Origin of the sequence: Chryseobacterium sp. Mn2064, from assembly GCF_049319685.1 — a bacterium.
Classification (GTDB): domain Bacteria; phylum Bacteroidota; class Bacteroidia; order Flavobacteriales; family Weeksellaceae; genus Chryseobacterium.
On the sequence record NZ_JBMOUE010000001.1, the window covers coordinates 639,005 to 651,751 of the forward strand.

9 protein-coding genes are annotated in these 12,747 nt (G+C 36.9%); 4 read left to right on the forward strand and 5 right to left on the reverse strand.

What is annotated here, in order from left to right:
* Positions 1 to 48: 48 nt before the first annotated feature.
* From ACL9RH_RS02695 to ACL9RH_RS02705, 3 genes are all read right to left on the reverse strand, one after another.
* Entirely contained in the window at positions 49 to 444 is a 396-nt protein-coding gene (locus ACL9RH_RS02695; RefSeq protein ID WP_422691792.1) for a VOC family protein, read from the reverse strand.
* A gap of 153 nt (positions 445 to 597) precedes the next feature.
* Positions 598 to 1,914 carry a sensor histidine kinase gene (locus ACL9RH_RS02700; protein ID WP_422691793.1) on the reverse strand — a complete coding sequence of 439 codons (1,317 nt, stop codon included), beginning with the start codon at positions 1,912 to 1,914 and terminating at the stop codon, positions 598 to 600.
* Between the two features lie 106 nt (positions 1,915 to 2,020).
* The gene (locus tag ACL9RH_RS02705; RefSeq protein ID WP_422691794.1) at positions 2,021 to 3,364 is read right to left on the reverse strand and encodes a sigma-54-dependent transcriptional regulator; all 1,344 of its coding nucleotides are present in this window, start codon (positions 3,362 to 3,364) and stop codon (positions 2,021 to 2,023) included.
* A gap of 193 nt (positions 3,365 to 3,557) precedes the next feature.
* Between ACL9RH_RS02705 and ACL9RH_RS02710 the strand changes: the two genes are divergently transcribed.
* The 4 genes from ACL9RH_RS02710 to ACL9RH_RS02725 all read left to right on the forward strand — a co-directional run bounded on the left by ACL9RH_RS02710 (position 3,558) and on the right by ACL9RH_RS02725 (position 9,410).
* Positions 3,558 to 4,799, forward strand: coding sequence for an efflux RND transporter periplasmic adaptor subunit (locus ACL9RH_RS02710; protein ID WP_422691795.1), 1,242 nt, complete (start codon positions 3,558 to 3,560; stop codon positions 4,797 to 4,799).
* A 78-nt stretch (positions 4,800 to 4,877) separates the two neighbouring features.
* Positions 4,878 to 5,600: an ABC transporter ATP-binding protein gene (locus tag ACL9RH_RS02715; RefSeq protein ID WP_422691796.1), complete on the forward strand. Its 723-nt coding sequence runs from the start codon at positions 4,878 to 4,880 to the stop codon at positions 5,598 to 5,600.
* A 45-nt stretch (positions 5,601 to 5,645) separates the two neighbouring features.
* Positions 5,646 to 8,060, forward strand: coding sequence for an ABC transporter permease (locus ACL9RH_RS02720; protein ID WP_422691797.1), 2,415 nt, complete (start codon positions 5,646 to 5,648; stop codon positions 8,058 to 8,060).
* A gap of 51 nt (positions 8,061 to 8,111) precedes the next feature.
* Positions 8,112 to 9,410, forward strand: coding sequence for a TolC family protein (locus ACL9RH_RS02725; protein ID WP_422691798.1), 1,299 nt, complete (start codon positions 8,112 to 8,114; stop codon positions 9,408 to 9,410).
* A gap of 142 nt (positions 9,411 to 9,552) precedes the next feature.
* On the opposite strand, the gene ACL9RH_RS02730 is transcribed toward ACL9RH_RS02725, so the two are convergent.
* On the reverse strand, positions 9,553 to 10,371 hold the full coding sequence (locus ACL9RH_RS02730; RefSeq protein ID WP_422691799.1) for a DUF4249 domain-containing protein: 819 nt from the start codon (positions 10,369 to 10,371) through the stop codon (positions 9,553 to 9,555).
* Between the two features lie 3 nt (positions 10,372 to 10,374).
* Positions 10,375 to 12,705 carry a TonB-dependent receptor gene (locus tag ACL9RH_RS02735; protein WP_422691800.1) on the reverse strand — a complete coding sequence of 777 codons (2,331 nt, stop codon included), beginning with the start codon at positions 12,703 to 12,705 and terminating at the stop codon, positions 10,375 to 10,377.
* Between the last annotated feature and the right edge of the window lie 42 nt (positions 12,706 to 12,747).

Genomic DNA, 12,747 nt, shown 5'->3' on the forward strand with positions numbered 1-12,747 from the left:
AAATAAAAATACCGTTCTGAAAAAACGGTATTTTGTATTCAAAAAATTTTAATCAAACTTCTGGATCGCTTCTGCACTTACAGGGGTAAAAAAGTTGATCATATTCCCGTCCGGATCACAGAATAAAAGAGATCTGTTCCCCCACGGCATTGTTGTAGGTTCCTGAATTATATCTGAAGTAATCAGTTTGATTCTTTCATATTCTGTGTCTACATCTTTAACCATAAATTCAATAATGGTAGATTTTGTACCGGAAAACGCTGTAAGCCCTTCGGAAAACATTTTCATAGTTCGAGTACTTCCAATCGCTATTGTAATGGTACTTGTAGAAAGTTCTGCAAAATCTTCAGTATACCAATGTCCGGTTGCATTCATTGCTTTTTCATAGAATCCGACAGATTTTTTGATGTCTTGGGTGATGATTCTTAAGGATGTTAATTTCATATTGTTTTAAATTGTATTGTTGAATAACTTTAAAACAAAGGTAAAATAGAGTGGTGACAACAGTATGTCAGTAAGTAAAGCATTATAGTACAAAAAAATATAATGGTCCAGAATGTATCATTAAAAAGGAGCTATGATAGTGAGGAAACCTGTTTATTCTAAGAACCAGAGTTCAAAGGTACTTCCTTCTTCCAGCGTTTTATAATTAAGATAACCTCCATGAGCTTCCATAATACTTTTGGCAAGGGTAAGTCCTATACCGGAACCATGTGATCTTGTCGTAAAGAACGGTAGGAAAATTTTATCTTTAATTTCAGGAGTAACCCCCGAACCATTATCTGTAATGCTTACAATGATACGGTTGCTATAAGATTTTACCGTAGTAGAAATTTGTTTATATTCTTTTTCTGAAACAGCATGAATGGCATTAAGATAAAGATTGATCAGGCTTCGTTCAATCATTTTTTCATCGGCAGATATTATATAATCTTCAATATTCTGAAGGATCTGAATATGATTTTTTTCAAACTCAGATTTCAGGAATCCAAGGGCCGACTCAATCACTTTTTTCAAAGAAACAGGAGCCAGGTGGGGTTTGGGTAATTCGGCAACCTGACGGTAATGATCCACAAAATTTAAAAGCTGTTTAGATTTGGAATTGATGATCATCAGGCTTTCCTTCATTTCCTCCTGATCTTCCTGATCAATGGTTTCCTGATTACTGATATATTCCAGATTCTGAATCAGGCTGTTCACAGGCGTCAGTGTATTCAAAAGTTCATGAGAAATGACTTTCATAAGATTGTTCCAGGCCAGCTTTTCTTTCTGCTCAATAATTTTCTGAACAGATTCCAGCGTAATGATATAGAAAAGATGCTGTCTGTTTTTTACCTGTTTGGTTCTGAGAGAAAAAGACTGTTTAGAATCACTGTTTACAGAAATATCAAAAAACTCCTGTGAGCTTTGATAATTTGTTTCTTTGATAATGTTATAAAATTCAGGAACTTTCGTAGCGTAAAGATCCCACTGCTTGTATTTTGGAACCTGCAAAATATTGAGAAAAGCATTGTTTACATAAAAAACTTCCCAGTTGCCGTCTTTTTCAGATAAGATGATAAGCCCCGTTTCCATATGATCCAGAATACTTTCGTAAAGCAACTTATAAGACGATAAAGAAAATTGTTCCTCCTTGCTCTGATAATATAAACGAATACTGTTGTCCAACAAAGAATCGCCCTCTTCCTGAGGAAATAATGAAAAATCTTTTTTCCTTACAGAAGTGATGATCTTTTCAACTTTTGATGTCTTTGCTGATAATGAAAAATAGATCAAAACGGTAAAAACAATCGTAAGCAGAACGAAGAGAACGGCATTAAACCATTGCTCCTCCATAAAAAAATGATAGGCCATAATTCCACTGGCAACTGAAAGCAGATTGTATGGCAGCCACAGATTGTAGTTCGTATTCATGAAGTTTACAGTACTTTTTATTTAAAAAGAAAAGTTGTTATTTAAAGATACTTTTTTACGGTTAATATTTAGATTGAAAAGATGAAATTTGACCGTCAATTTTAAATTATAGTCCAAATTTCTCCATTCTTCTGTACAAAGCAGCCCGCGATAATCCCAGATCTTCTGCCGCTAAAGAGATATTTCCCGTATGTTTTTTTAACGCTTTTTTGATGAGAAGTTCTTCCATTTCTTCAATATTCAAATTGATAATGGCATTTTCCTGTTCCTCTAATTGCGGGATCAATAGCTGAAGTGTACTGTCATTAGACAGGATAACGCTTCTTTCCAGGCAATGATCGAGCTCCCGGATATTTCCCGGCCACGGAAAATGAGTAAGGCTTGTCAGAATATCGTCCGTAAGTTCCAGATTGGGTTTATGATATTTCTGTTTATAGCGATCCAGAAAATAACGCGCCAGTAATCCAATATCCTCCTGCCTGTCGCGCAAAGCCGGAATCTGAATTTCTACCGTATTGATCCTGTAGTACAAATCCTGACGGAAACGATTCTCTGCAACCGCTTTTTTCAAATTCTCATTAGTTGCAAAAATAAAACGTACATCCAGTAAACGTTCTTTAGATTCTCCTAATCTGGATAATTTTCTGTTTTGGATCAGGCTTAGCAATTTGGTCTGAAGCTGTAACGGTAGATTTCCAATTTCATCGAGAAAAACAGTTCCGTTCTGTGCATTTTCAATTTTTCCTGCATAATCCTGATGGGCATCAGTAAAAGCCCCTTTTTTATATCCAAACAGCTCCGACTCAAAAAGACTTTCGGAGATACTTCCAAGATCAATATGTACAAAAGGCTGGCTGCTTCTTTCGGATTGTTGATGAATAGATTCTGCCAATACATATTTTCCGGTTCCGTTTTCACCCAATAAAAGGACGTTGGCATCTGTAGGAGCTACTTTTTCAATCTGTTTCAGAACTTCCTGCATTTTGGGAGAATGACTTTCCAGTTGGTACTGATTGCTCTTTTGGTTCACGTTTTCCCATTGGCTGAGTTTTCTGTTCTTTCTTGAAAGATCGACCGCCAAATTAACAGAAGCATATAACTTTTCATTGTTCCATGGTTTCAGAATAAAATCGGAAGCTCCGTTTTTGAGCGCTTCCACAGCAAGTTCTACTTCACCGTAGGCCGTCATCAGAATAATAGGAAGTTGAGGCTCGAGACTTCTGATCTCATTCATCCAATAAAGACCGTCCTGTCCGTTTTCAAATCCTTTTCTAAAGTTCATGTCTAATACCACAGCATTTACCTGGTTTTCAGTCATGAATTTTAAAATTTCACCCGGTTTGCTAAGGCAGCTTACTTCCGTGAAAAACTTTTTTAGCCAGACTCTCGCAGAGAACAGGATATCTTCATCATCATCTACAATCAGAATATGGGCTTCTTTTTTACGCATGGTATGGTTTCTACTTTTAAAAATAAGGTTTTAATACTAAAACTGTTCATTTTCGCACAAAAAGTGTCCGATAATGAACAGTCCTTTCTGTGTTGATTACAAAAGAATGGCAGATTTTCAATGACTTACAGAATCATAATTTTCTGGCATCTACATTGTGTAATCTATTGTAATAAAATGAGTTATCTTTAATATGGATACGAAAATAGTAAAAAAGAAATCGAAATTAAAATTTGTTTTAAGTGGATTGGCAATATTGGTGTTTCTGACACTTTCCAGTTTGTATTTTGTACAACAGAAAAAAACGTATAATGTCTCTGTAGAAAATATTCAGACCGATGAGGTAACCCAGGGAAAGTTTGAAGACATGTTGATGGTTACAGCACAGACTCAATCTCTCAATTCATCTTTAATCAATGTTTTGGAAGGCGGAGCAGTAAAAGAAATTTTTACTGAGGATGGGCAGATGCTTACCAAAGACCAGCCCATAGCAAGAGTGTATAATCCCAATACCGAATTTAATTATATGAACCAGGAAACGGGGATTATGCAGCAGATCAGCCAGATGAGAAATACACTTCTTGAACTGAAAAATCAGGAGCTGGCGCAGGACAAAGAACTTCTGCAGGCACAGAATGATTATAATACGGCGCTTCAGACTTTTAATCTGCAAAAAAGGCTCTATGATGCAGAAATTGGTAAAAAGACAGATTATGACATCAGTGTACAGAATCTTACGTATCAAAAACAAAGAAAATCTATTGTTGAAAAAGGATTTTCCACGGAAAAAGGCTCAAGAAACGCTCAAATGTCTGCTATTACAAATTCTATGGGACAAATGGATAAGAGTCTTCAGATTTTAAGGTCCAATAAAAATAATTTTCTTATTGTGGCTCCAGCTTCCGGAAGGCTTTCTTCATTCGTTATTTCGATGGGAGAGAATCTTACCACAGGTCAGAGTATAGGGAAAATTGACCTGATGGACGGCTATAAGCTGGTTGCCAAAGTAGATGAATATTATATCAATAAACTTCAGAATGGGATCAAAGGAATGCTGGACAACAATGATAAATCGTATGAAGTAATGATCTCAAAAATTCTACCGGAAGTAAAAGACGGGCAGTTTCTTGTAGAGCTGAGCTTTACAGACAAAAAACCTGACAACCTGAAAATAGGAATGACATTCGGAGTAAAACTGAAACTTTCAGCCGATACCCAAAGTATTATGATACCCAAAGGAAATTTCTCAAAAGACACCAATGGAAAATGGATCTTTGTCGTTAAAGGGAATAAAGCAGAAAAGAGAACCATCAGCCTGGGAAGAGAAAATCCTCTTTATTATGAAGTATTGTCTGGCCTAAAAGTAGGAGAGACAGTTATTACCTCTGATTATTCAGATTTGAAAAAATATGAAATTCTCGATATTAAAAAGTAAAAAGATGAATATTTTTAACCTTTCATTGCCACTAGCTATCAACGAACTTAATCAATTAAATTAATAAAAAACGTTATCATGATCAATATACATAACCTTTCAAAAATCTATAGAGCAGAAGATGTACAGACCAACGCTCTGAATGAGGTAAGTCTAAGTATTAAAGAGGGAGAATTTCTCGCTATAATGGGCCCTTCAGGATGTGGGAAATCTACTTTTCTAAATATTATTGGACTTCTGGACAGTGCTTCTTCAGGTTCATACCAATTTGAAACAACAGAGATGATGGGCTTGAGCGAAAGAAAAAAATCAGACGTTCGTAAAAAAAATATAGGATTTATCTTCCAGAATTTTAACCTGATCGACGAGCTGACGGTTTATGAAAACATTGAACTTCCATTAATATACAACGGTTTCTCCTCTTCAGAAAGAAAAAGAAAAGTAGAAGAAATTATGGAAAAGATCAATATTGCTCACCGTGCCAAGCATTATCCACAGCAGCTTTCCGGAGGACAGCAGCAGAGAGCAGCCGTTGCAAGAGCTTTGGTGACAAAGCCCAAACTAATCCTTGCCGATGAACCTACAGGAAACCTCGACAGCTCTAATGGAAACGAAGTAATGAACCTCCTGGCAGAACTCCACAGAGAAGGATCTACCATTGTGATGGTAACGCACTCTTCCTATGATGCAGGATTTGCTTCCCGAATCATTAATATGAAAGATGGTGAAATTTTTAGTGAAGAACATGCTTCCCAGAGAAAAGATGTCTTTGCAAAAGCAGATGCAGGAATATTTGAATAACTCTTCCGTATTCTGTCGATTATCATTAATTATAATACTATTATTATGCTTACCAACTGGATCAAAATTGCTCTGATCAATTATAAAAAAAACTGGCTGTCCACGTTCATCAATTTATTTGGACTTACTATAGGATTAACAGGCTTTATGCTTATTCTTATGCATTGGAATGACGAAGAATCCTATGAAAAATGGAATCCCAAAAAAGAAAGTATTTATTTCTTTCAGTCTTACTCCAAGAAAAATAAATCTTACGGAAACAACATCTCAATTCCCATGGCGAAACGTGCCAAGGAAGTAGTTCCGGGGGTTCAGGATTATGTTTTATTGAGTGGCTCGGGAATAGGATTGAAGATGATTGCAAAAAATAAAACTTTTTATCAGCAGGAGGGGATGGAAGTTTCTGAAAATTTCTTCAATTTTTTCCCTTTCAAACTGGTTGCCGGCAGTTACAAAGATGCCTTGAAATCAGAAAACTCCATTGCACTGTCCACAACCGCTGCCAACAATCTTTTTGGGAGAACCAATGTGGCAGGAGAAAGCATCAAATTTGATAATAAAAACTATATTGTAACAGCTGTATATGAACTGCCGGAAGGGAATTCACAGATCAAACCCGAATTTCTTTTCAACCCTGTTCGTCAGATGAAAGATAACGAAAACAGCTGGGGAAACTTCAGCTACGGTTGCTTTTTCATGCTGAAAAAAGGAACAGATCCTCTCACGGTACAACATAAATTCATTAAAGATATTTTTGAATATCGTGCAGCGCTGGACGGAAAATCTTCCGGATTGTCGGTAAAGCAATATATGGATTTGTATGGCCCTACAGACAGTTTGCTGACTCCTTTGGATCGGCTGAAACTTCACGCAGAAGCTTCCTGGTTTGGAAATCCTGATTTCAAAACTTTGTTGATTCTTTTCACCCTTTCTGTTCTGATCGTTGTTTTATCAGCCATCAATTTTATTAATCTGAAAACCGCACAGGCATCACAGAGAGCTAAAGAAATAGGGGTGAGAAAAGCGATTGGAAGTACAAAGTCTAATCTTATTCTACAGTTTTTGCTGGAAACCTTTGTGATCTGTATAGCCTCTTATCTGCTTTCATTAGCCCTTACAGAATTACTTTTGCCGAGTCTGAACAAGTTTTATGATAAAGACATAAAAATGAATGACTGGCACATTTACGCATATTCTCTTGGAATGGTTACTTTGGTAACAATTATATCAGGACTGATTCCTGCAATATATCTTTCCAATTTCAAAGCTATTGAAACGCTGAAAGGAAATTTTGCCAGAAGCAAACACGGCGTTTGGCTGAGAAACGGTATTTTAACATTACAGCTGGTGATTTCCTCATTTTTCATTATCGGTGGATTGATTGTTCATCAACAGGTAAAATATATGATGAACAAAGATCTCGGATATAGTGGAAGGCAAATCTTGATGATTAATTTCGGTGAAAATAGCGATAAACCTTGGCTGAAATATGAACGTCTGAGAACTGAAATGAAGAAAATTCAGGGAGTAAGTGATGTTTCTTACGGTGAAGCTGTTCCGGGAGTGGGAAGATATGGAAGCTCAAATATGGATTTTATGGGTAAAAGTATTCAGGCTCAGCATGGTTCTATGGATTATAATTATCTGAAATTCATCAATGTAAAACTTAAAAAAGGACGTTGGCTGGATCCTAATCTTTCATCGGATACGATCAATAATATTATGGTGAACGAAGCTTTTATAAGAAAATTCGGATGGAACGAAGAAGATGCTTTTAAAAATGAAATTCAACCTGGGTTTGATGACAAAAAGTATAAAATTGTAGGAATTGTAAAAGATTTCAACGTAAGAAGCTTAAAAACAGAGATAGAACCGGTTGTATTTTTCCATTACATGCAGACAAAATGGAAGAGGTTTAATGTTTATAATATTCAATTGAAAATAGAGCCTAATGATATTGACGGAACAGTAAAAAGACTTAAAACCTACTGGCAGAGCAATGTGGAACCTGGTTACCCATTTGATTATTATTTCCTTGATCAGAAATTTGCCAAAACTTTTGAAATGTATCAAAAACAACAAACCTTATTTACCATTCTCAATGCTATGGTTTTAATGGTTGCTTTGCTGGGCCTTTTTGCACTTTCTTCATTGATGATTGAGCAAAAGCTCAAAGACGTTGCTATCAGAAAAACATTAGGAGCTTCTGATCATACATTGGTATTCGGATTAACCCGTCAGTTCCTTTGGATTGCTACCATTGCTGTTCTGATAAGCATTCCGATCTGTTATTTCCTGATGAACGAATGGCTGAAAGATTTCGCTTACAGAATTGATATGCCGGTATGGCCGTTTATCCTGAGTTTTCTTGTCTTATTGGGACTTACTTTTGCGGTCGTAAGCATCAAAGCGTATAAAGCAACAAAAGTGGATCTTATAAAATACCTGAAATATGAGTAACAGGGCACATTGCTCACTTTATTTTTAATTTTTTCAAACCAGAAAGTACTCATGAAAAATTTCATTTTCCTATTTTTTGTTGGCCTTTTTCCGGCTCAGCAAACATGGAACCTGCAGGAATGTCTCAACTATGCAGTAGCTCATCATCCTTTGGTGAAGCAGGCTACAGTGAATGTTGCAAAAAATGATCAATTGATAACAGGGTCAAAAGGAATGTTGCTGCCTTCCGTGGAAGCGGGGGTGAGACATACTTATAGTTTTGGTTCTTCCATTAACCAGTCGAGTAACCAGAGAGAAGCGCTCAATACACAATATGATCAGTTTACAGCTCAGGCAGACTGGAGTCTTTTCAACTGGACTAATATTCTCAATATATCTCTGTCTAAACTGAATAAAGAAACCAGTGCTTATAAACTTAAATTGGCTCAGAATAAGGTAAAACTGAATGTGATTCAAATGTTTTTTACCTATCAAAACAGCAAAAGCTGGCTTGAAGTTCTGGAAACTCAGATCACAGGAATGCAGGATCAGATCAAAAGAACTGAAAAAGAAGTAGAAATTGGAAACAGGCCCAAAAGTGATGTGTATGATATCAAAGCCAACTTTGGTACGTTACAGGAGCAATGGGTTTCTGCAAAAAATCAGCGGGATCAGGCGAAGATCAATCTGCTTAATGCATTGTCTTTTACTCAGGATTCAGTAGATTTTGTAATGACAGAGGGTAATCTTGCTGCTGAAGAAGAGTTTCACGATCCGGATTTTACCCAAAAACTGTTGGAAAAAAATCCTGCTTATCAATCTGCCATCGCGGAAATTAAGGCCCAGGAAAAGAGAGAAGATATTGCCAAATCTGCCTATCTGCCAACTTTGAACGGAAGTTACAGCTGGTCTACCTTCTATAACAAAGTGTTGGGAAAAGATGATGGTTTCAATACCCGTTTTTCGGATCAGTTTTCTCAGAATAAAAATCAGACGGTATTTTTTGGACTCAATATTCCAATCTTTAATAAGTTACAGGTTAAAACGAATGTAGAAATAGCAAAACTTAATATTATTAACTCCAATTATGATAAAGAATTGGTAATCAATGATCTTACACAGAATATCAATTCCATTAAGGCACAGTTTTTAAATGCCCAGGAAAAATATAATCTGTTGAATACCAATTTTGAAAACCAGAAACTGTCATTCCAGAAATCTGAAGAAAAGTATAAAGAAGGGCTAATGGATGCGTATACATTTTTTGTAGTCCGTAACGGATGGCTTCAGGCTAATTATAACCTGATCAGCAGCAAAAACGATGTTGTTCAGCAGACCGAGCTTTTAAAGATTTTGGAATCAGGATATTAAATTCAGAACATTCATACATTTCCAGAAAGCGGTCTTCATTTTCATGAAGGCTGCTTTTATTGAGTGCCTTCAGATATTGCTACAATAAATTAAAGCGTAATAAAAAAGGATATTCCAAAATGCTGGAATATCCTTTTTCAATTTATGGGGTAGTTAGTTGCTGGATCACAAAACTATCCTTGTCAACGGTATGGGCTGAAAAATACCCCAAAGCTCCGTTACTGATATTGCTTGGTGGGTTGGTGGGTGTTACTCCTCCGCCATTACCATCGGAAATTTGAAGAAGGGCACTGTAATACGTAAATATATTGGTACTGATGCACTGCATTTCTACATGAATTGTATCTCCTGGCACTACTTCATGGTCTCGTCCTTTATTATCATCGTTCGGAAGGATCAAAGGCTGCTGATTGGGTAATCCGTTGTTGACATTGTCAGACATCACCGTCATGTATTTCTTCGTAAGATTGTTGATGGTAAAAGTGAAAAGATAACGGTTGCCTAGCGGAGCCGGATCTGTAAAAATTGGTAAAAGAGTATAAGTACTTTTATCACCAAATTTGAATGAACTCTGCTGTAATCCAGTAAGAAGCACAGGTTCAGGCATTGTACTTTGAGCAGTATATTCTTTTCCTTCAGCCTGCACTTTCAGCGTGTAGGTTCTGCCTGGGTCACCATAAAAAGTTGTGGTTTGGTACATTCCGTTGCCTACATAATGAAGTGTTTCGGTTTGCCCTGTATTGTCACTTAAAATAACCTGAGCTCCGGTAACAGCAGGATATTGATTAGGTTCCGAAAAACCAACAGATTTTGTGATCTTCACAGTATAAGGGCCTACTTTATCAGTTACATTTCCTTCAATAACAATATTACCGCTTTGGTCGTTGAGATCAAGGTCGATTTCTTTTTCACAAGAAGTTAAGGCAAATAAAGATAATATGATAAAAAATGATTTTTTCATGATTTAGAATTTGAAGTTATAAGTGATGTTAGGTACCCAACGGAATAAAGAAACCTGTGTAGCGCGGGTGGTTCCCATACGGTCAGGATTATCTTCGAAGTTGATGATATAAGCGTTCTCACGGCCATACAGGTTGTATATACCGAAAGTCCATGAACCACGGAAACGTTTATTGGTGCTTGGCTCATAAGTGGCACTTACATCCATTCTGTGGTAGGCCGGCATTCTGTCAGCATTTCTGTTGCTGTATTGGAATACGGTCTGTCCATTCAGTTCGTACTTTCCGGTAGGGAAGGTAACGGCATTTCCTGTACTGTAAACAAACAATCCGGAGAAGGTCCATTTTGGATTCAGCTGATACGTTGCTACAATAGAGAGATCATGGGTTTTATCCATTCTCGCATTATACCATTCGTTGTTGTTGATTCCGTTGATTTTTCTTTCCGTTTTAGATAACGTATAAGAAATCCATCCTGTAAGCTTTCCGCTTTTCTTTTTGGCAATAAGTTCCAAACCATAGGCTCTTCCTTTTCCGAAAAGCAGTTCACTTTCTACATCAGCTCCGGTGTCAAATCCAATCTGGGCTCCATTTTTGAAATCGATCTGATTCTGCATAGATTTATAATATACCTCAGCATTCAACTCATAATTGTTATTGTTGAAGTTTCTGCTATATCCTAAGCTTATCTGGTCTGCAATTTCCGGTTTTACTGTGTAGCTGCTTCCAATCCACTGGTCGGTAGGATTTCCACTGTTACTGTTGCTTAAAAGGTGAAGATTCTGAGTATTGCGGGAATAACCTCCTTTCACACTGCTTACTTCATTGATTCGGTAGTTGGCTGAAACTCTCGGTTCAATATTCACATACGTTTTTCCGAATTTTCCTTTCTCTAAAAACTCACTGTCTGTAAGAACTCCTTCGTTATATGTGTTGAAAGTATCTCCACCTAATACACTGAACATCGAAAGCCTTGCTCCATAATTAATGGTTAGCTTCTCTGTAGCCTTAAAGTCGTCGTTTATATACAATGCGTTTTCCCATGAATATCTTGGATTTCTTGGATAGCTGCTCACACTCGTTCCGGAAGCGCTGCTTGGGATAATGGTATGATAGATAGACTGAAGACCAAAACGTACAGAATGCTTATTGCCTGCAAACCACGTAAAATCCTGCTTCAGGTTCCAGTCTTTTATTTTTGAATTAAGATCAAACACATTATCATCATTTTTCAGACTGATTTTATAATCATAATCACTGTAGATAAATGATGTGTTGGAGAATAATTTACTGCTGATGATGCTGTTCCATCTCAATGTTGCTGTTGTATTTCCCCAATCTGTATTGAAGGTGTCACCAAGTCCCAATACATCCCTTCCAAAATATCCGGAAAGATAAATACGGTTGTTTTCATTGATCTGATAGTTCGCTTTCAGGTTAAGATCATAGAAATACAGCTTGTTGTCTTTATAATCTTTGGTTGTTTTAAGGAAAAGGTCTGCATACGTTCTTCTTCCTGAAACAATGAATGATGATTTTTCCTTTTGAATAGGACCTTCTACGCTCAATCGGCTGCTGATAAGACCAACCCCTCCATTTACGTTGTAGTCTTTATTGTTTCCGTCTTTCATTTTCACATCCAGTACAGAAGATAGTCGACCGCCGTATTGGGCCGGGCTGTTTCCTTTAATGATACTTGCATCTTTCAAAGCATCACTGTTAAATGTACTGAAAAAACCAAGAAGGTGAGAAGCATTGTAGACAGGAGCTTCGTCCAATAAGATTAGGTTTTGGTCTGTGGCACCCCCTCTTACACTGAATCCGCTGCTTCCTTCTCCGCTGCTTTTGATTCCCGGTAACAGCTGAATGGTTTTCATCACGTCTTTTTCTCCGAACAGAACAGGAAGTTTTTCTATACTTTTAATGCTTAATGTCTCCGTTCCCATTTGAGCGGAGGTGAGATTTTTATCCTTTTTAATCCCTGTAATCACTACTTCATCGATGGCTTTTGCCGTTTCCTCCTGTGGAAGAAGAGGAAGATCCAATTTGATGTTTTGATCTACTGTTATCTGTTGTTCAAAATCTTTATATCCTGGATTGGAAATAATGATAGTGTAATTGCCTTCTGGTAGCGAAAGGGAGTAAAATCCATATTCATTGGCAACGACATTGATGGCTGGGTTTTCACTTACTTTGATGGTGACTCCAATCAGTAATTCACCATTTTTTTTGTCTTTTACAGTTCCGCTTACAGAGTAGGTTTGTTGGGCAATGGCCAGGGTACTGAAACAGAGAGCAGCGGTGGCTGCTGTAATTTTGAAAAAGGATATTTGCATTAGTTTATTTTAAAGTAGTAGATCTTTTTTATAGGAATAGAT